This window comes from Trinickia sp. (genome assembly GCF_051954495.1).
Lineage (GTDB): Bacteria > Pseudomonadota > Gammaproteobacteria > Burkholderiales > Burkholderiaceae > Trinickia.
In genome coordinates this window covers 77,523-97,394 of the sequence record NZ_JBQCHR010000032.1, presented here as the reverse complement: position 1 = coordinate 97,394, position 19,872 = coordinate 77,523, and the positions used below count along the sequence as shown (strand labels likewise).

Genomic DNA, 19,872 nt, shown 5'->3' with positions numbered 1-19,872 from the left:
GCCGAGGCTGTTCCTGACACTGCTTTCGCCCGGAATTCTAGTTCCTACGCTGTGTAACGTCAAATGTCTTATGTCTTATATAAGACTTGAGAACGAAAAATCGGAAGCGACGGCATGCATTAGCGCGCGGTGGCTTACGCGCTCCTCGCTTTCGCGCCGGCACCGCGCAGCGCCGGGGCGAATCCGATCAAGCCCAAGACCGGCCCCGGCAACAGCAGCCAGGCGACGTCGAGTCCCACTCGCTCGAACATCGATGCCGTCGCCGAGATCGACACGACAGTGATCGCGAAGCCGACTGATATCTGGATCGCCAATGCGCTGCCCACCCGCTCTCGCGGGCACGCCTGCGCCGACAAAGCAGAGAATTGAGGCGAATCGGCGATGACGGCCGCTCCCCATATCAGCAGCACGCCAAAGAGTGCGAACGCCGGCATGCTGCGCCATCCCAACGCAAAGACGACGCTGCACGCACCGGATAGCGCCAGCGCGCCCGCGGCGACTCGCTCACTGCCGATACGACGCGACAGCGCGCCGCCCAGCAGACATCCGAGCGCGCCGATCCCGATGATGCAGAACGCCAATCCCGCGACGCCGCCAAAGCGGAGTTCGTTTGCGAGCGCGGCGCGGGAAACGAACAGCGGGGCCAACGTCCAGAAGGCGTAGAGCTCCCACATATGGCCGAAGTAGCCGAACGCCGCCACGCGGAAGGCGCGCAGACGAAACGCGGCGAGCCCGCTCGGCGATCGATCGCGTGTACCGCGCGGATCGCTCGCAGGCCGAACGGCAAGGCGCAAATGCGGACCGTCGCCCAGCAGGCCGATCATGCACGCGCCGAGGAGCGCGAGGCCGGACGAGGCCGAGATCACCGTCTGCCACGGCCAATTCGCCCCGACGGCTCTCAAGGCATGGGGCAAGCCCGTGCCGATCGTCAGCATGGCGACCAGTTGCGCGAGCGCGGCCCCCGCCTTCTCGGGCGCCCAACTCACGATCAGTTTCATTCCGATGGGATAGATGCCCGCGAGACACACGCCCACGAGGAACCGGAAGAGCGCGCCGCTCGCAAGACCTCCCGCGCCCCACGCGAAACAGGCATTGAAGAACGCGCCGGCGATGGCGCTGAAAACGAAGATGGCGCTGGCCCGGAATCGGTCGGCCGCGCCGCTCACGGACATCCCCAGCGTGCCGAGGATGAAGCCCGCTTGCACTGCGCTCGTCAACCAGCCGATGTCCGCGGCGCTCGCGTGCCATGACCGCATGAGGTCCGCGGCGGCACTGTTCGCGCTGAACCATAACGACGTCCCAAACAACTGAGCAATCGAGATGATCGAGACCGGACCGAAACCGTTCGAGCGTCGTACGCGGGGGCCTTTCGTTCCAGTCGATGGGGCGCGCATCGCAGTCACTCCGCAGCAGGCGACGCAGCGAAGTATAGGCCTCGACCGACCTATCGGCGCGCCCTGCGGATGCGCCACACTCCAAAGCGCGCGCGCCGCGAATAGCGCGGCCGCGCGCACCCTCGGAGCACCGCTTTACGCCATCGACGTGCTGCCTTGCTCCACACGCTCGCCTGGTTCGGCGATCGGTTCGATGCGGCCCATGACGAACACGAACGAGACGATCCCGATCAGAAGAATGACGCCCGCGATCAGGAATGCGTTGGCAAACGAATTGGTCGCGCCGACGATGAAGCCGGTGACGACCGGCGCGGCCACGCCCATCAAGTTATTGACGAAGTTCATGATGCCGCCGATCGTGCCCACGCCGCCCTTGGGCGCGATGAGCGAGGGCAGCGACCAGCCCACGGGCGCAGCGGAAGCCAGCCCGCCCAGCGCGATCGAGATCCAGACGATCGCCCACACGGGGTTCGTCGTCATCGTCGCGCCGAACACCGCGAGGCCGAGCACCATGCCGCAGACGAGCACCGCCTTGCGCACGCGCGTCTCGTCCCGGCCGCGCGCGATCAGGTGGTCGATCAGCCATCCGCCCACGACGAGATCGGCCACCGTCGCCACCGCCCATGGAATCGCGGCGAAGCCGGCCGACTTCAAGATGCTCATGTGCATCGTCTGCACGAGATAGCCCGGCAGCCAGGTCAGGAACAGATAGAACGAGTAGCCGTACGCGGCGAAGCCGATCGTGAGGCCCCACACCTTCGCCTTCTTCAGCAAATAGCCGAGCATCGAGAACGCACTGGCGCTCGCCGTGCCTTCCGGCGTCGCACCGCCTTCCACGATGTAGCGGCGCTCGGCCTCGGACAGCTTCGCATCCTGGCTGGGATCGCGATAGATGAAAAAGAACGCGATGAAGTACGCCAGGCTCAGCAGCGCCGTCACGCCGAAGCCCCAGCGCCAGCCCATGCCCACCACGACCACCGCGACGAGCGGCACGCCGATCACGTTCGAGAACTTCGCGGCCGCGTCGAAGATCGCCGTCGCGAGTGCGCGCTCCTTGCGCGGAAACCAGTAGCCGGTTGCTTTCGAACTGACGGGAAAGCCCGGCGCTTCGGCCACGCCGAGCATGGCCCGCGCCGCGAAGATGCCGCCGAAGCCGCTCGCGAAAGCCGTGACCGCCGAGGCGACCGCCCAAAGAAAAGCGCCCCAGCGCCCGAGCCGAGTCACACCGAACCGGTCGAGGACAATGCCCGCGGGAATCTGCAGCAGCGCATAAGGCCAGAAAAACGCGCTGAACAGCAGGCCCATTTCAGCCGGAGAAAGATTGAACGCCGCTTTGAGCTGCGGCGCCGCTACCGACAAATTGATCCGGTCGAAATAATTGATGAGCACACCCACGCCCAGCAACACGCCCATTACCCAGCGCCGCTTCCCGATACGGCTGCCTTCTGTCGTCGACATCGTCGTCTCCTCAAAAACTTGAATTGGTTTCGTGAATGCATGAAGCGCCTAGGCTCGCGCCTCGGCTTAGGACAGCGCTATCTCTTTCGATCGACGTATCGCGGCTCGCGTGCCAATCGAGTGCTTGATCGACGATCGCGTCGAGCGAACGCGTCGCATCCACCCTGAGCGTCAAGTGCTCGGCCACGGGCGGCTCCAAATCGGCGAATTGGCTCGCGACCAGCGAGTCCGGCATGAAGTGGCCGCTGCGGCTGCCCACCCGCTTCGCCGCTTCGCTCGTAGGCAAATCCAAAAAGACGAAACTCGCCGATGGGCTGCCCAGCCGTAGGCGGTCGCGATAGCGCCGCTTGAGCGCGGAGCAGGCGAGCACCACGGGCTCGCCCTGCTCGCACGCGGACTTCAATTCGGCCGCCAGACGGTCCAGCCAGGGCCAGCGGTCGGCGTCGACGAGCCCGATGCCGCGCCGCATCTTCTCGACGTTGCCGGCGCTATGAAATGCGTCGCCCTCGATGAAGCGTCCGCCCAACCGCGACGCGACAGCCTGCGCGACGCTCGTTTTTCCGCAGCCGGCAACGCCCATGACAACGATAGCGGGGGCCATCTGGTCCATCGATTCGGTTCCTTTCATTGAGATAGCGCTATCTCGTCTGTCCTAGAGAAAGGCGGCCCGTGACCGCCTTGCCCCTCATCCGCCCCCCATTCGCATACAATAGCGAACGTTTGAGCGACGGTTGAGACAGCGCTATCCTAGTGGAACCATGACGACCCCGACACCCAGGAAAACCCGCGGCACCGGCCGCCCCACTCTCGAACAAGTGGCCGAACGCGCCGGCGTGAGTACGATCACGGCCTCACGGGCGCTACGCGGGCTCAGTTCAGTGGGCGCGGAGTATGTCGACCGGGTTCGGGAGGCCGCGCGGGAACTGAACTACGTGACGAACGCGGCGGCCCGCGCTCTTGCGCGCGCGCAGAGCGAAACGGTGGCCGTGCTCGTACCCTCGCTCACGAACAACGTCTTCACCGATGTCGTCGAGGCGATTCACACCGTGCTGCGCCCGCATGGGATCGAGATTCTGATCGGCAACTCGCACTACCTGCGGGACGAAGAGGAAGACCTCGTTCGCCGATACCTCGCATCGCCGCCGATGGGGATGATCGTGACGGGTTTCGACCGGACCGAAGCGGCGCGCCGCCTCATCGACGGGAGCGGCGTGCCCTGCGTGTACATGATGGAGCTCGCGAAGGCCGAAAACGTCTATTGCGTCGGCTTTTCGCAGCACGACGCGGGCGACGCCGTCGCCAAGCACCTCATCGCGCGCGGTTGCAGACATAACGCCTTCATTGCCGCGCAGCTCGATCAGCGGATGCTGCAACGGGGCGAAGGCTTTCGCCGCGCGCTGCAACGGGCTGGGCTGCACGAGCCCGACCTCGAGATTTTGACGCCCGCGCCCTCTTCCATCGGGCTTGGCTGTGAGCTTTTTCGGCAGATGATGACGCGACGCCCGGACGTGGACGCGATCTTCCTTGGCAACGACGATTTGGCGCAGGGTGCGCTCTTCGAAGCGCGGCGCATGAATATTCGCGTGCCGGAAGATGTCGCGATCGTCGGCTTCAACGATTTGGCGGGCGCAGCAGACTGCGTCCCGAGACTGACGACCGTGCGCACCCCACGAGCGGAAATGGGCCGCACGGCGGCCCACCTCCTGCTCTCGCTCATGCGGCAAGAGCGGGTCGCTTCGCCGATGATCGATCTCGGGTTCGAACTCGTGGTTCGGGAAAGCGCTTGAGGGAATGGGGTAGTCCTCGTGGCGTGAACGGGATGCCGCTTTTACATCGCCTTCCCCGCATCGCCCCCGCACGGGTGACCGGCCGTGCATTGATCGATCAGGGTGCGTTTGCCATTGGCGTATCGATACAACGAGATCGCCCCGTCCTTTAGATCGCCCCGGCTGTCGAAACGAATACGGCCGAGCACGCCCGTATAGTCGGTCCGAGGCATGGCGGCAAGGATGTCCGCCGCTTTAGTGGACTTGGCGCGCTGCATCGCATCCGCAATGACATACACCGCGTCGTAAGCGAACGGCGCGTTGACCTGCACGTTCTGCCCGAAGCGTTGCTTGAAGCGAGCCGCGAAATCAGGGCCGTTCGGTTGCCGCTCGAGCGCGCCGCCCGCGATGGAGCACACCACGTTGCCCGCCGCTTCGCCGGCCAGCTTCTCGAGCGAATCGGCGCACAGCCCGTCGCCGCCCAGCACGCGCGCATTGATGGCCAACTCTCGCGCCTGTTTGGTGAACGGCCCGCCCGTGGCGTCCATGCCGCCGTACATGATGACGTCCGGCCGTTCGCTCTTGATCTTGGTCAGGATCGCACGGAAATCGACCGCCTTGTCGGTGGTCTTCTCGTGCGACAACACGGTCAGGCCCAGCGACTTCACGCGGCTTTCGAATTGATCGGCCAGGCCCTGGCCATACGCCGTCGCATCATCGACGATCGCGACTGTCTTCGCGTGCAGGTTCTTCGCCGCATACTCGGCAAGCACGGGGCCTTGCTGCGCATCCGTCGCCACGACGCGATAAGCGGTTTTGTAGCCGTTGAGCGTGTAGGCCGGGTTGGTCGCCGAGGGCGATACCTGGACGATGCCCGCATCGGCATAAATTTTCGACGCGGGAATCGACGTGCCCGAATTCATGTGTCCCACGACGGCGACCACATTGTCGTCCACCAGTTTTTGCGCGACTTGCGTCGCGGTTTTGGGGTCGCCTGCGTCGTCCTGCGAATCGAGTTCCAGCGTGACCTTTTCGCCGCCGACCACCAAGCCGCGCTTGTTGATTTCCTCGACGGCCATTCGCGCACCGTTTTCCGTGTCCTTGCCGTATTCCGCATTGGGACCGCTCAACGGCGCGACATGACCGATCTTGACGATCGTTGCCTTTTGCGCGTGCGCTGCACCAATACTGAGCGCGACGATACCGCCGAGCGCACCGATCGTCGCCAGCCGACGAAACGTCATGAGTTTGTCCATGCTTCACCGTCAAGAATTGTGATGTCGTAAACCGAAGCGCGATGCGCCTCGCCGCCCGTTGAACGCCCGTTGATATGCGGTTCGATGTGTGGGTGGCCTGACTGTATGCAGTCACAAAACCCGAGCATTGAACCCATTTGCCCAGAAATAGAAGATTTGCGACAGGCGCTTTTCGTGGCACATTCGCGATGCGTATACTCGGAGCGCGATGCTCTTTCGGATTCGTCATGGAAAACGCCCATACCGTCACGCCCGATCCGGACCATGCCGATGGGTCGCCCCCAGAGCCAAGCGCGCGCGAACTCGTGGGACGGCTGGACCGCGCGGCCTCATCGTTGCGCGCCGACGAACCCGGTGCGGAGTTGAGCATCGCAGTGCTCCTGTGGCCGAAGTTTCCGCTGCTTTCCTTGGCAGGGCTGTGCGACGCACTGCGGCATGCGGCCGATCAGGGCGATCAAAGTCGTCCGATACGCTGCAACTGGAAGATCGTCGGGATCGAGGGCGAGGTCGTGGAAGCCAGTTGCGGCTTTACGGCAAACGTGCAGGAAAGCTTTCCAGACCCGACGCAGTTCGATTACCTGGTGGCGATCGGCGGTCTGCTGCCCCACCTCGACGATGTCGATGCGCGCTACTGGGCGTACTTGAAAGCGGCCGCCGACCGAAACGTTCCGCTCGTCGGCATATGCACGGGCAGCTTCGTGCTGGCTCGCGCGGGGCTGATGAACGACCGTGTCGCATGCGTTCATCGGTTTCACCTGGAGGATTATCGCCAAGCCTTCCCAGCGTTACACGTCGTTTCCAATACCGACTACGTGATCGCCGGCGATCGCATCACCTGTGCCGGCGGCATCTCCGTGATCGAACTCGCCGCTCGGCTCATCAGCCTGCACTGCGGGCCCGATCGATCGTCGAAGGTGATCCATCAGATGACGGTCAACCGGCAGCGCGGCTCGTCGTTCATCGAGCGCCGGCAGGCGCTCGGCTATTTGTCCGTCGAAGACGCGGCGGTTCGGCATGCGGTGCTGCTCATGGAAGAAAATCTGGAAGCGCCGCTGAACATCGCCGTCATCGCGAAGATGATCGGCACCAGTACGCGTCAGCTGGAGCGCGCTTTCATGGTGGAAATGAACGCATCGCCCAACGAGTTCTATCGCCGCATGCGCCTGCGCTACGCACGCTGGATGCTGGTGAATACCTCCCGCAAGGTCACGGACATCGCATACGACTGCGGTTTCGCGGATTCGGCGCACTTCATTCGCGCGTTCAGAGAAGTGCATGGCGTGACCCCGGGCAAACTGCGGACGGGGCGCACAGGCATCCCCGCCGCCTGACGACAGCTTCGCTAAGCAGGCCAACGACCGAACGTCGCAATTCTTCTATTTTTTTGCCGATCGATGCAATTGTGCGAGCGCTTGCGCCCCGTACATTGAAGTCGTCCATTCAACTTCCAACGATCTGCGAATCGATAGCGCATGAGAGACAAGGCCAATATCGTGGTGATCGGCACGGGCGGCACCATAGCCGGCCGTGGCGAAACTTCGGCCAATACTTCGGCTTACGCCTGTTCGGTGCTGACGATCGACGAGATACTGGCCGCGATGCCCGACGTCTCGTCTCTAGCGAATTTGCGCACCGAGCAGCTGTTGCAGACAGGCTCCGAAAATTTCGACAACGAACATCTGTTGAAGATCGGCAGGCGGGTGTCGCACGTACTCAAAGACGACGAAGTCGATGGCGTCGTCTTGACCCACGGCACCGATACGCTCGAGGAAACCGCCTACTTTCTTCATCTCACGCTCAAGTCCCTCAAGCCCGTCGTGGTCGTGGGCGCGATGCGTCCGCCCTCCGCGATGAGTTCCGACGCGGCGTTGAATCTCTACGGCGCCATCGCCGTCGCGGCTCACCGGTCTTCTTGGGCCAGGGGCACCCTCGTCGTCGCCAACGACGAGATCCACACGGCGCGCGACGTCATGAAGCGCCACAGCTTCAAGCTCGAAGCGTTTTGCTCGCCGTACGGGCCGCTCGGGTATGTCGTGGAGGGACAGCCTCGCTTCTACCGATTGCCGTTGCGGGACCACACGGTCGCAACGCAATGGACGATCGACGACATGACAGAACTGGCCAAGGTCGACATCGTCTTCGGTTACGGCGCGCTCGATGGCGCAGCGATGGCGGCGTCTTCCTCGAATACGCAGGCGCTGATTTATGCGGGGACCGGCAACGGCAACGTTTCGCAAGGCATTGTGGCGCGACTCGTCGAAGCCGCGCGCAACGGCGTGCACGTGGTGCGCGCATCGCGCACGGGCAATGGCGTGGTGGTCCGCAATGGCGCTCAGCCGGACGACGACTATGGCTGGCTCGTCGTCGACGATCAGCCGCCTCAAAAAGCCCGCATTCTGCTGATGCTCGCCATGTTGAGCGCGCAGGACGATCGCGGGGCGCTACAGGCCGCCTTTTATCGTTATTGACGCGGCGCGGTTCGCGGTTTCAAACCGCGCACAGGCGTTTGCGCGCACGACGCCCGTACGTCATCGTCGTCCCCGGCGTCTTCGCGCTCGCGCGCGTCTAAATTTGTACGTCGAGCATCGCCATGTAGCGGCTCAGATCGCCTTCCTGACTGACGATATCGCGCATCAGATCCGGCAACGGCATATGCCCCCAGTTGACGGCGCGCGCCAGCAGATAAGGCGTCGGGCTATGCGGTTCATGCTCTGCGAGATAGCGGGCGATCTCTTCGAGCAGCTGGTAGGCATGCGCCCGATCGACGATATGGTCGCGCGTCATGGGTATCACTCGTGGCTGCATATCGACCTCCAATCGCGTATCGTCGTTTGCGCTCGCGTGTAATTCATCGGGCTGGGACGGCACGATCGCCGTCGGCTTTTCGTCCAAGGCATGGTTGCCGCGCAACGCGCAGGCGGCGCGCTGCAGTTCGGCGAGCGTCGCCGTGACGCGCGTGAAGCTCGGCGCTTCGTCGCCCAAGCGCTGGTCGAGCCGACGCGAGAGCGCATCGATCGAAGCCAGCACGGTCCCCGCCGTGCGTTCCAGTTGACGGAGCAAGGCGAGGTTCGATCCATGCGCGGCCTCGCGGTCGAGCATCTCCCGGGGCAGGTGCGTGGCCGGCGCATCGTCGTCCTGCACCGAAGCTGCCACGACCCGGCGCCAATCGTCGAGATTGACGAAACCCGGTTCGACGGGCAGCACGATCAACGGCACGTGAAGCTTCAGCACGACTTCGAGGCGGCGGCTGATCCAATGCAGCGGCGCGGCCCGCACCTCAAGGTCTTCGCCGTCGATTTGCGGGTACGCGTGGTCCCAGAACGTATCGACGAAGTCGTTCAGCAACTGCACCCCCGCCATGAGGCCCTCGAGGCGGTACAGTCGCGTCCACGCTTCGCATAGCCACACGGCCAGGTGGAAGTCCTTGCTGCGCAGGCGCAGCGCGTCCGTGCACAGCGATGCAACCGCATGCCAGTCGGCCTTGATGAGGGGGCGCTCCCACTCCCCCATCGGCAGCGAAGGATCGTCCTCGCGCTGCGCGTCCCGAATCTGCTGCCAGACGGGATCCGAACGCAGCGGCACACCCACGCCGTCGCCTTCGGGCAAGGGACTCAAAAGCGGCTTCAGATCGACCGCGAAACTCAATTCTGCTTCGATCAGATCGGAGGGGTTCATGCGGCGCTCCAGTTCGGGGCGTGTGTCGGAAAACTATTCGGCCAGGCGAGCGGGACTTTCTTGCCGCCCGGCATCATCCGTACACGCACGAAGACACGGCCGCGCGGATACTTCGATACCAGCGCGGCGTCGGCGGTGTTGGTCGTTTCAAGCGGAAATTCGAATTTCAGCAGCGATGCGCCGGCGCTCGCCCGAACCGTCGTATCGGCGACACGCTGCGTGGACACGAATGAAATCAATGCCCACGGATCGGAGAATTGCCAGGTCAGCGTCTGCCCGTCCGTTGCGAAGTTGCGCTGCGCCGGATCGTTCTTCGCCACCAGCGGCGAATTCTTCGCGAATCGCAGCACGAGCGTGACCGGCATGCCGTACTCCCAGTGCAGCGAGTGCGGAGCATCTTGCATCGACAGGCTATGGTCGCCCATCCGGATGGTCCAGTCGATCAATTGATTGCCGGCCACCTCCGCCGTGCGGTCGGCGCGGAAATCGATGCTCACATCGTAGCCGGCCGTCGTGCCGTCGGCCGCTGGATAGAGCGGCGCGAGCAAAGCATCGACCGGATCGAACTGTTCGACGAAACGGCGCACCGCTTCCGCGTGAATCGCCCGCGTCCCCGGGCCCGCGGCCGAACGCAGCGAAGGCGCCACCTGTTCGTAGCGTTTGAGCGCCGCGCCGAGTTCGCCGAAGTCCGCCTGCGTCGCATCGGTATCGTTCAGCTTGGCCGACTTCGACGGGACGCTGAACGGCCGGCGCCATGCCACGCTCTGATTGAACGCGGAGGCGAAGCCGTCCCATTCGCGGCTCAGCGTATTGGCAAAGCTCGAGCCGCAGCGCGTGAGCAGGCCGTCGTACAGGCGCATGTGCAGCGTCGTGAAATAATCGCCGCCCACGCCGGCAGGGCGCGGCGGGAAGCGGTCGACGCAATCGCCTGCATTCGGGTCGGCCGCGACCGTCTGCAAGAATTGCTCGAGCATCAAGAGGCTGCTGTTCGGGTTCTTGAGCTGGTAGCGATCCAAGTCGGTGACGATGGCTTGCCAACGCTGCGCTAACGGCGAATTTGCATCGGCAGCGTCGAGCGCGGCCAAATACGTCTTCGCATCCTTGCCCAGTGCGAGCGCGCGCAGCGACTGCTGCTGCAGATACGCGTTGAGCGCCGCCGCGTCGTTGACGCCGAACGCCGCGAGTACGGGCTTGACGGTCGTCGATCCGCCATAGGCCGGGCGCGTGGCATACAAGTCCGATTGCGCGAGCGAGATGTCCACCAGGCGAAGATGCTGCATGGCGTCGCTCGAGACGAGCGTGTCCAAATCGGCGGCTTGCACGTTCGCCCCCATGTCCGTGAGGGCGGCGCGAATCTTCACGAGCCGTAGACGTGCCGCGTCGAACGCGGCGCCGCCCGGATCGCTATCGGCAGGCGAGACCGAGGCCGCGGTCGCGACCTGATCGAGGATAAGGCGTGCGAATTGCGCGTCGAGCGCCTGCTGCACCGCGGGCCGAACCGTGTCGGGCAAGGTCGTGAGGCCCTCGGCAAGATATTTCTTGCGTTCGTCGCCGAGCGCGATCGCCTGATCCAGGTGCGTCCGATCCCACGTCACAAGCGAACCTTGCGGCACGGACGGCAACGGCACATTGCGCGGCGCCACCATGAACGGTTGCGCGAGCAGCTTCGCCACGCCGTCGCGCAAAGCAAGGCGCGCGGGCGAAACGACATAGCGCGCGTCCTTGTCGACCCATACGACCGAGCCGTCCGGGCCGCCGAAGCGCTGCGCCATTTCGCTGCTGAACACTTGGAACGCCGTGGCCGAACGCTCGCGCGTTTGCGCGATCAGGTCGGCGCCGAGCAGCCTATTCTGCGCGGCTCGCGCGAACGTGCGCTCCCAAGCCGGGCCGGGGTTGAACTGAGTCTGGTGCATCCAGCTCGCCTTGCCCGAGGCCAGCAGCCTTTGCTGCGTGTCGATACCGGCGACGATCGCCCGATAGCTGCCGTTCGTCTGTTCGAAATCGCCCAGGCCGACGCTGCCGACCGACAACGCATCGATCTCGGAGGTCACGGCGCGCTCGGCCGTGAGCAAAGGATTGGCCGTGAACATTTGCGCGTCGAGCTCCTGCGCGCCCTTGTCGAACGTGCAGCGCACCGCCTCGCGAATCACCGGCACGTTCAAGCCGCCGGTGCCGTCGGCCGAATAGGCGCCGCCCGCACGCGACGTGTCGCGATAGAAATAACGCAAGCTACCGGCGACGTTGCCCTGCAACTCCACGCCGAATGCGTAGCGCACGACGAGCCGAAGCGCCTCTTCGTTGCCGAGCGACGGCCGCTGCAAGCGCTGCATCGCCGCGAGCGCCGCATCGAGCTGATCGATCGACGTGACGTAGCGCTGCATCGCATGCATCGCGGGGAGATCCTCGACGGCCAGGCTGCTCACGACGGACGAATCGCTCCCGAGCGTGGGCGCCGTGCAATCGTCGCCGACGATCAGTTGCCCCGTGCTCGGATCGCTGGCCACGCCGGTCATTCGGCTCACGCGCTGCAGCATCTCTCGTTCGAGCGCCGTCAGCGCGATTTCGCCGAACTCGTGTTCGAAGCGCTCGCGCACGCGTTGGTCGAGATCGTCGAACACGCTCCACGAGCCAGGCATGAAGACAGTCCAGAGCGTGCCGATATGCTGGTCGTTCATGCTGATCAGCGACAGCGTCTTTCTGCGGTACCAGTCGGAGGGCAATGCCTCGCCCCCGCGCATGGCCGCGTCGCGCTCCTGAGAATCGGCGTGCAGTTCGTTCAGCGCGGCGACGAGCCGCGGGTTGCGATGGCTCAGCGCCAGCGTGGCCCCGGTCAGTCCGATCGTCCAGCCGCCCAGCAAGGCGATCGCGCTCCAGCGCACGGCGCGATGCAGCACGGGCCGCGTGAGGTGCTGCGAGCGCGACGGCCGTGTCAGGCCGTGTTCGACGAAGATTTTTTTCTCGAACAAATCGCGCAGGAAAGCCGGCTGCAGCATGAGGTCGTTCAGCGCCCGTCTGCCGTCGTGGCCGTCGTGCTCCGACGCATCGGCGTCAAGCGGGTTCGGCGCGAAGCTGGGCTCGCGCGGCGCGTAAGGGTCGGCGGCCTCCGGTGCGTCGAGCACCGCCGCGTCCTCGGCGCCGCGTCGTTCTTCGCTGCGTTGCGCGAGCTCGCCGCTGTCGCCCGTCAGGTAGATGCCTCGGAAGAAGAACGGTTCGTGATAGGCGCTCGGGCGCATCAGTTCGTCGACGTACAACTGCAACTGCGAGCGGATCGCATCGACGCGAGCCGGCAACAGCAAGCATCCTTGCACGTCGAGCATGCCCGTATCGAGCGTGAACAGTTCGGCGCTTGCGTCCGACACGGCGCGCTCGATGCTGCCCATCGCGGCGTCGACCCAGCTCGACTGGTACGTGGTCGACAAATCGAACGGCGACGACCACCCGAGCATGCTGGCGCGCAGCGGCTCGGGCAGCGCGCGCGCGAACCCGGCGAACCCATCCAGATCCTCACAGCCGGTCACCACGACATAGACGGCGAAACGCATCGCGAAGCGATTCTGCGCGAGCCATAGCCGGCGGTGCGCGAGCTTCGCATGACGCTCCAATTCGAGGCGTGCGTCAGGATGGTCGGCAAGCAGCATCGACGCCGGCACCGTCACCACGACCGAATCGAACGGCCGTTGCGGGCGGTAGTTGCGGCATAGGCTCAGGAATTCGTCCCAGGGCTTTTCGTCGCTGCTTTCGTCGGGCGAGCCGAGGTACGCCGCCTTGATGTCGATGACGACGCCGCGATCGAAGAAATTCCAAGAGATGCCTTGGATTGCCGCGGGGTTCGCCGCTTCCGAGCTCAACACGCTGGCCACGCCGGCCTGCGCGATCGGCAGCGGGCGCGGGTCGTCGCCCTCGTTCAGAACGATGACCCAGGGCACGTTGTAGCGCTCGCCGCGCGAGGCGATGTTGCCTTCGATCAGTTCGACGGCATGGCGGAACGCGTTACGCAGCGAATCGGTGCGCAGCCGCACGATCTTGCGCTCGGCCGCCGGCTTGTTTTGCGCGCTGTGCGCCGCGATCCAGAAGATCGCGCCGAGCACGACCAGCACGACGACGATCAGAACCGCGACCGACAACAGGAATAGATTGCTTGTCAGCATGGCGCCGCCCCCGCAATGTACGAACGATGCATGGGGTTCATGAACTCGCTCCCACGACGGTGTCGCCGTGCAGGGCCTGACGTACCGGCCACGATTGCCACAACCAAAGGATCTCCGATATGGCGAGCAACGCCACGACCGCGAGCAGGGCCATCACGCTCCAGCGGCTCACGGTAGGCAGCTTGCGCGGCGCGATGTGCGACAGGGTATTCGTGTAGGCGGATTCCGCCACCACGCGGTCGCGCCCGCCCAGATCGGCGCGCCGCTGGTAGATGAACTCGTAGAGTTCTTCCCGGTAGCTGCGCAGACGCGCATCGGCTTGCTCCCCCGCCCCGCGAAAACGCCCCTGAAAGCCCATCGCGAGCGCGAAAAGATACAGCCGCGCGATCTCGCGGCGCGACGGCTCGCGGTCCGACAGCAATTCCTCGATCTTCTTGAACACGAGATCGCCCGCGATGTTCGTGCGGAACAGCGACGATTCGAGCAGGTATGCGGTCCAACGCTCGCGCCCCGCCCACGGCGAATTGAGCAGCAATTCATCGGCGAGGACGGCCTTGAGGTAGCGGGCGTCGGCCACGTTCTCGATCTCGAAGCGCGAGCTGTCGCGGCGCGACTGCAGCGTCTGGATCTCGAGCACGTTCAGAAGATGCCGGGACATCCCCTGGGCGGCCTGTTCGGCGTCGGTCTCGGCCGCTTCGGAGAAGCGTCGCTGCGACTTGACGAGTTCGTCGAGGAACGCGCGAAACTGCTCCATCGCGAGGTCGTTCTCTCCGGTTTCGATACGGGTGCGTGCCATCGTGGTGTACACCGTCAGTCTTTCGTGAACAGCAGCATTTCCTGGGGCCGCTGCGCGCTCGCCCCTTCGTTCGGATTGCTGATGACGAGGGGCTCGCCCGCGCGCACGAGCGCGGGGTCGGCTTCCACCTCGAACAGCAGATAGCCCGATCCGGACCGTATCCCGAGCTCCTCGGCGTATTCCACCGCGCGGCGCGAGGCGCCGAGCACGCGGCGGCTGCGCAGCGAGGGATAGACCGATTCCGAGCCGATCACGGCGCCGTCCATCCAAGCGAGCAGATCGCGATCCGATTGGCCGCGCAATCCGATCACGAGGCGCCCTTGCACCCACTGCGCTTGCAGGGCGATATCGAACGCGTCGTTGCCATAGCGGAATTTGCGTTCGCGGTAGCCTTCGCTGACCTCGGCGATCGCTTCGCGCAGCGAGCCGAGCAGCGGCGTGAAGACGGCCAGCGGATCGGCATGATCGTAATCGGGCGGCACGGGCGGCAAGCCGCCGGGCGCGAGCATCGAGAGCGAGCCGTGCAGGGCGGCGAGCGCGTGATAGAGCGCGAGCGGATGCAAATGCGGCGTGCGCAGGACGGCCTCCGCCAGCGGCAGCGCGGAAAGCAGGCTGCGCAAGCGGTCCTTCAACTCGAGCTGGGTGAGGCGGTCGTCGGCCTTCGACGAGGGAATCGCCGTCTGCCGCGCCACGAAGGCAGCCTTGCCGCGCACTTGGCCCAGCAAGCCGGCCACCGCCTTCCAGAGCGGATTGTCGCGCGCCACTTCGAGCAGCGGAGGCTGCCGCTCGCCGAGCTTGACGACCTCGTTGTCTTTATAGACGGCGCCCAGACACAACGAGACGAAGCGCCCGGACGGGACCGCGCCCGCTTCGAGCGCGAGATTCGGCACGAGGCGGGGGATGTCGGCCGCCGGCGCGCCCGAGGTATCGTCTTCGACGGGCTCGCCCGCCACCGAGCGGAACCGGCGCATCTCGGCCTCGCCGCGCACCGATTGAGCGACCGGCAGCGTCAGGTAGAGCTCGAGCGAGGACGAGGCGAGCCTCTCCGCGAACGGGGCGAGCGAGAGTTCGAGCCGGCCGTGCTGAGCGATATCGGCCGAATACGACACGGCCGTTCCGTCGGGCATGATGGCCTCGAGCGCGAGCACGCGCACGATGCCGGCCGCCAGCAACCCTTCGTCGAACACGAGGCGCCGCACGCCCCAGCTGAACGGGGCCGCGGCCAGGGTCTGCCATGCGACGAGCGAATCGACGCGCGCGCCGAGCAGCTGGAAGTGCTGCGGCGCCAACAGCATGCCCTCGAACCACTCGACGCGGTCGGCGATGGGAACGAGTCGATCAGCCATGAGCGCGCCTCGCGCTGAGAACAACGGCCAGGCCGCCGCACGGCGGCGCGGCACGTCTAAATTCGAAGGAACAGCGAAGTTCGGTCATTTCACACTCGAAACTGAAAATGCGTTGTCGCCGAGCTGCACGACGAGCCGGCCGTTGAACCGCTCTACCCGCACGCGATTGGCGCCCGGCCCCGGATAATCCGCGAAGACGAAGACGCCTGCCACGCGAGGCCCGCGCAGCTTCTCGCCCGGCACCACGAGCCGCTGGCCCGGCACGAGCTCCCAGCTTTGGTAGCGAATCGCATCGGGAAACGTGGCGACGAGATCGCCGCGCACGGAAAACCATTTCGACGCGGGCAGCTCCGCCACGCGATCGAGCATGGCCTTGTCGGTGACGAACACGACGTCGACCGCGACGGGACTGTCGTTGTTCGCTTCGTCGCTTGCCGCGAGCGTCAGCTCGTCCCATTTCACCTTGTCGCCGGACGGAAACAGGATCGAACATCCGGCCAGTCCCGTGAAGCACATCACGGTGAAGAGCGCCGCGGCCCAAAGCCGGATGCCCGGCGCGCCGCCGTGCACGAAGGAAGGCCGTCCCGCAGAGCGTCGCCAATCCGTCATCTTGCTCCTACCCCTATACCCATGACTACGATCAAAGAAGCCGCTACGACCGTGCACAGCGCCACCATCGCAAGCTGCGCTCGTGTAAATGCTAGGCGCACGATCACGGAATCGCCATAAGGCGCTGCCGGCTGTTGCGGGTTTGCCGCGCGATCGAGCTGCAAGCCCGCCGACGCCAGCGCCACGACCGTGCACGTGGACAGCAGGCTCAGCAGATTGCGCGGCCCGTCGCAGATCAGATCGATCGCGACGAAGACCACGAGGGCCGCCTCGACGGGCAGCCGAAGCAGCGATAACACGATCCCCGCCGCCGCGATGCCGGCAACCCCATTGCGCCCGGCCGATGCAAACGCGGCTACCGTGGCGGCGGCGCAGATCATTACACAGTCGCTCAAATTGAGCGAGTTTCCATAAAGGTGCGCGACGAAAGAAGCGACGAGCGCGAAATACAGCGCCGAACCGGCGCGCAAGAATACCGCCCCGAACGGCACCACGAGTTCCGCCACGCCGCGGCTGAAGCCGAGCTTCGTGCTCATCGCCTCGATCGTATGCGGTATGGCGCCCGTGGCCGTGCCGGACGTGAAGCCGACCAGCATCGGCGCCCGGAGGCAAGCCGCGGCGTGCAGCAGCGAGACGCGCGTTCGTATCGCGATCGCGGCCAGAGCGACGCAGCACAGCACGCCCGCCGAGACGAGGAATACGCCGATGAAGCCGCCCATCGCCGAAAGAATCTCGCGCGGCGTATGCGCCACCCAATGCGCCGCCGTACCGAACACGAGCACCGGCAGCAGCAGATTCGCATAATCGATCAGCGCTTCGAGCGTGCGATAGATGCTTTCGAAAATCCCGTTGAGCACCTTGGTCTGCTCGGCGGACAACGCGGCGAACGCCATGCCGAAGAAGATCGTGCAAGTCAGGATCCCGAGGGCCCGGCCGCTCGCGAGCGCGCTGTAGAAGTTGTCGGGTACGAGTTCGGTCAGTGCGAGCCGGTGATCGGCCGTGCCTTGCGCCGCCTGCGAAAAGAGCGCCATGCGCACCTCGCCGGCGTCGCCGCCGCTCGACAAGATGAGCCGCCCGAGCTGCGCATGCGCGGCTTCCGACAAGTGCAATCCGGGCGCCGCCGCCACGCCGGCTACCGTGCCGACGAACGCGCACAGCGCGACGAGCCCGACGGCCAACATCAGCATCGTGCCGATACGCATGCCCGGACGCGGCAGCCCCATGAGCTGGCGCAGGCCGAAGAACATGGCCACCACGAGCAGCGGCACGGCCGCCATGTTGACGATCGAGATGTAGATCTGGCCGATGGCGTAGGCGGCCTCGCCCACCGGCTCGGCGAACGCGCCGGCGACACTGCCGAGCAGCACGCACAGCAGCAGCACGAGCGCCGAGTTGGGCAGTTGTCTCAACGCGCTCATTGGGCCCGGTTCCAGCCGTGCGACAGCGCATAGGACACCGTCGCGCGCGCGAGTTCGAGGGTGCTGTCGATCATCGGGATCGGCGGCGCATCCATCTGCTGCGTGGCGAGCGGCAGCTCGGTGCAGCCGAGAATGCCCGCCTCGGCCCCTTGCCGCGCGAACCAGTCGAGCGCGCGCGCCATGTGTTCCGTCGATGCGCCGATCTTCCCCGCCTTGACGTCGCGAATACAAGCGTCGATGTGCTGCTGCGTCGTTTCGTCCGGTTCGACCGATTCGAAGCCGCGCGCGGCGAGCATCCGCTGATAGAGCCCGCAATGAAACGTGCCGCCCGTCGCCATGACGGCCACGCGCGTGACCTCGGCGGGCAGCGCGGCCACGCTCGCCTCTGCGATATGGATGATCGGCGCGCGGCTCTCGGCGCACATCGCGTCGTACCAGTGGTGCGCCGAATTGCACGGAATGACGATGAGCTCCACGTCGTTGCGGTTCAGCATATCGATGCCGCGCAGCAGCGCCGGCAACGGGCTCTCCCCCGTCCCGAGCAGTGCGTCGGAACGGTCGGGAATATGCGGAAGATGCACCACCAGCAGCGGCAGATGCTGCTGGTCGCGCAATGCCCCGGCCGAGCTCGTCAAGTCGATCACGCGCTCCATGAAATCGACCGTGGCAAGCGGCCCCATGCCGCCCAGAATGCCTATCATCGCCATGGCGGGCTCTATAGCTTGAGCGGCCGGGGACAAATGATCGACACGGCAGCCGTATTGCCGATGACGAGGATCAACGTGCGCAGCATGTCGCACAGCGGATCGACCGCGAGAAACAGAATGAAGGCCGCTTCGAACGGCAAGCTCAGGTAGACGCAGGTCATGCCGATCAGCGACACCGTGACGAGACCGGTCATCCCGGCCGAGGCGAAGCCCGCTAGGACCGACGCGAGCAGGACGGTGGCGACTTCGGTCACGCCGAGGTGCTTGCCGTAGAGCTGCGCGATGAACAGCGTCGCGCAGACGTAGTACACGATCGGCCCGACGCGCAGCAGCGACACCGTGAGCGGCACCATCAACTCGACGCGCGAGCGGGCGAAGCCGAGCCGGTCGACGAGGCTCTCGATCATGCTCGGCATGCAGGCGGCGCTGTTGCGCGTGGCCAGGGCGAGCGCGAACGGCGCGCGCAGCGCGTCGAGCGTGCTGCCGAGCGAATTGGCCGAGCGCTTCCAGATGATCGTGGCGGCGATCACGAGCAGCAGCAAGGCGACGACGAAGAACGCAATGACGAACTGCAGCATGGCATGCAGCGGTCCCACGCCGGATTTGCCGAGCTGCGCCGCGCTCATGCAGAATAAAATCAGCGGCAGCGGGTAGCTGAGCCAATGCATGAGCTTCTGGCACGCGTGATACACGGTTTCGAGCGCTTGGCTCAAGCCCACCGAGATACGCTCCGGCACGCGGCCGACCGCGAGACCGAACAGCAGCGCGAACACCAGCGCTTTGAGCGCATCGCCGCTTGCGAGCGCCGCGAAAATATTGCTCGGCACCAGGCTCTTGAGCATGTCGGTCAACCCGACGGTCTTGGGCACGGTGTCTGTCCCATACAAGCTCATCACCGTTTCGTTCGAGCCCGAATCGTCGCTGCCGACCATCGCCCCGAACGTATGCATCGTCGCTGTCGAAATATTCGCGCCGGGGCGCATCGTCAGCAGCACGATCGCGCCCACCACCGCAACGGTCGCCGACGCGCCCAGGATGACGATGACGACGCGCAGCAGCAAGCGCGACGTGCCGCCGTCGCGAAACAGGCGCTGCAGGCTGAAAATCACGGCCGACACCATGAACGGCAGCGTCGTCATCTTCAGCAGGTTGACGTAAAGATCCCCGATCACGTCGAGCTTGGCCGCCATCGCGGGCAGCAATAGGCCGAAGGCGCTGCCGAGCGCGAGCGCGCCGATCACCACCCACGGGTTCACGGCAAAGGCGTAAAGCTTTTTCGTATTCATTGTCCGGTCTCCG

At 65.1% G+C, this 19,872-nt stretch carries 15 protein-coding genes; 3 read left to right on the top strand and 12 right to left on the bottom strand.

Features of this window, described 5'->3' with window-relative positions; translation table 11 throughout:
- Window positions 1–134 precede the first annotated feature (134 nt).
- From ACTHNR_RS04740 to ACTHNR_RS04730, 3 genes are all read right to left on the bottom strand, one after another.
- Window positions 135–1,394 (bottom strand): MFS transporter, encoded by a 1,260-nt coding sequence (locus ACTHNR_RS04740; protein ID WP_440546360.1) that lies wholly within the window; start codon window positions 1,392–1,394, stop codon window positions 135–137.
- A 135-nt stretch (window positions 1,395–1,529) separates the two neighbouring features.
- Window positions 1,530–2,852: an MFS transporter gene (locus ACTHNR_RS04735; RefSeq protein ID WP_440546359.1), complete on the bottom strand. Its 1,323-nt coding sequence runs from the start codon at window positions 2,850–2,852 to the stop codon at window positions 1,530–1,532.
- 10 nt (window positions 2,853–2,862) lie between these two features.
- A complete protein-coding gene (locus ACTHNR_RS04730; RefSeq protein WP_440546358.1) occupies window positions 2,863–3,462 on the bottom strand; it encodes a gluconokinase in 600 nt (199 codons plus the stop codon).
- A 148-nt stretch (window positions 3,463–3,610) separates the two neighbouring features.
- On the opposite strand from ACTHNR_RS04730, the gene ACTHNR_RS04725 reads away from it, so the two are divergent.
- Complete coding sequence (locus ACTHNR_RS04725) at window positions 3,611–4,639, top strand: LacI family DNA-binding transcriptional regulator (protein WP_440546357.1); 1,029 nt, start codon at window positions 3,611–3,613, stop codon at window positions 4,637–4,639.
- A gap of 41 nt (window positions 4,640–4,680) precedes the next feature.
- On the opposite strand, the gene ACTHNR_RS04720 is transcribed toward ACTHNR_RS04725, so the two are convergent.
- Window positions 4,681–5,862 carry a branched-chain amino acid ABC transporter substrate-binding protein gene (locus ACTHNR_RS04720; RefSeq protein ID WP_440546355.1) on the bottom strand — a complete coding sequence of 394 codons (1,182 nt, stop codon included), beginning with the start codon at window positions 5,860–5,862 and terminating at the stop codon, window positions 4,681–4,683.
- Window positions 5,863–6,101: 239 nt separating this feature from the next.
- On the opposite strand from ACTHNR_RS04720, the gene ACTHNR_RS04715 reads away from it, so the two are divergent.
- Window positions 6,102–7,205 (top strand): GlxA family transcriptional regulator, encoded by a 1,104-nt coding sequence (locus ACTHNR_RS04715; protein WP_440546354.1) that lies wholly within the window; start codon window positions 6,102–6,104, stop codon window positions 7,203–7,205.
- A 141-nt stretch (window positions 7,206–7,346) separates the two neighbouring features.
- Window positions 7,347–8,342 carry an asparaginase gene (locus ACTHNR_RS04710; protein ID WP_440546353.1) on the top strand — a complete coding sequence of 332 codons (996 nt, stop codon included), beginning with the start codon at window positions 7,347–7,349 and terminating at the stop codon, window positions 8,340–8,342.
- Between the two features lie 97 nt (window positions 8,343–8,439).
- Here the strand turns inward: ACTHNR_RS04710 and tssA are convergent, their stop codons facing one another.
- The 8 genes from tssA to ACTHNR_RS04670 form a co-directional block, all read right to left on the bottom strand.
- Window positions 8,440–9,549, bottom strand: coding sequence for a type VI secretion system protein TssA (gene tssA / locus ACTHNR_RS04705; RefSeq protein WP_440546352.1), 1,110 nt, complete (start codon window positions 9,547–9,549; stop codon window positions 8,440–8,442).
- Window positions 9,546–13,697 (bottom strand): type VI secretion system protein, encoded by a 4,152-nt coding sequence (locus ACTHNR_RS04700; protein ID WP_440546351.1) that lies wholly within the window; start codon window positions 13,695–13,697, stop codon window positions 9,546–9,548. The genes tssA and ACTHNR_RS04700 overlap by 4 nt, the downstream gene beginning before the upstream one ends.
- Before the next feature lie 37 nt (window positions 13,698–13,734).
- The gene (locus ACTHNR_RS04695) at window positions 13,735–14,493 is read right to left on the bottom strand and encodes a DotU family type IV/VI secretion system protein (protein WP_440546350.1); all 759 of its coding nucleotides are present in this window, start codon (window positions 14,491–14,493) and stop codon (window positions 13,735–13,737) included.
- A gap of 14 nt (window positions 14,494–14,507) precedes the next feature.
- Window positions 14,508–15,839, bottom strand: a complete 1,332-nt coding sequence (gene tssK, locus ACTHNR_RS04690) for a type VI secretion system baseplate subunit TssK (RefSeq protein WP_440546349.1) — start codon at window positions 15,837–15,839, stop codon at window positions 14,508–14,510.
- Between the two features lie 84 nt (window positions 15,840–15,923).
- Window positions 15,924–16,448 (bottom strand): hypothetical protein, encoded by a 525-nt coding sequence (locus tag ACTHNR_RS04685; protein ID WP_440546348.1) that lies wholly within the window; start codon window positions 16,446–16,448, stop codon window positions 15,924–15,926.
- Complete coding sequence (locus ACTHNR_RS04680) at window positions 16,445–17,866, bottom strand: dicarboxylate/amino acid:cation symporter (protein ID WP_440546347.1); 1,422 nt, start codon at window positions 17,864–17,866, stop codon at window positions 16,445–16,447. Before ACTHNR_RS04680 ends, ACTHNR_RS04685 begins: the two co-directional genes overlap by 4 nt.
- Window positions 17,863–18,573 (bottom strand): aspartate/glutamate racemase family protein, encoded by a 711-nt coding sequence (locus ACTHNR_RS04675; protein WP_440546346.1) that lies wholly within the window; start codon window positions 18,571–18,573, stop codon window positions 17,863–17,865. Before ACTHNR_RS04675 ends, ACTHNR_RS04680 begins: the two co-directional genes overlap by 4 nt.
- Before the next feature lie 8 nt (window positions 18,574–18,581).
- Complete coding sequence (locus ACTHNR_RS04670) at window positions 18,582–19,859, bottom strand: dicarboxylate/amino acid:cation symporter (RefSeq protein WP_440546345.1); 1,278 nt, start codon at window positions 19,857–19,859, stop codon at window positions 18,582–18,584.
- Between the last annotated feature and the right edge of the window lie 13 nt (window positions 19,860–19,872).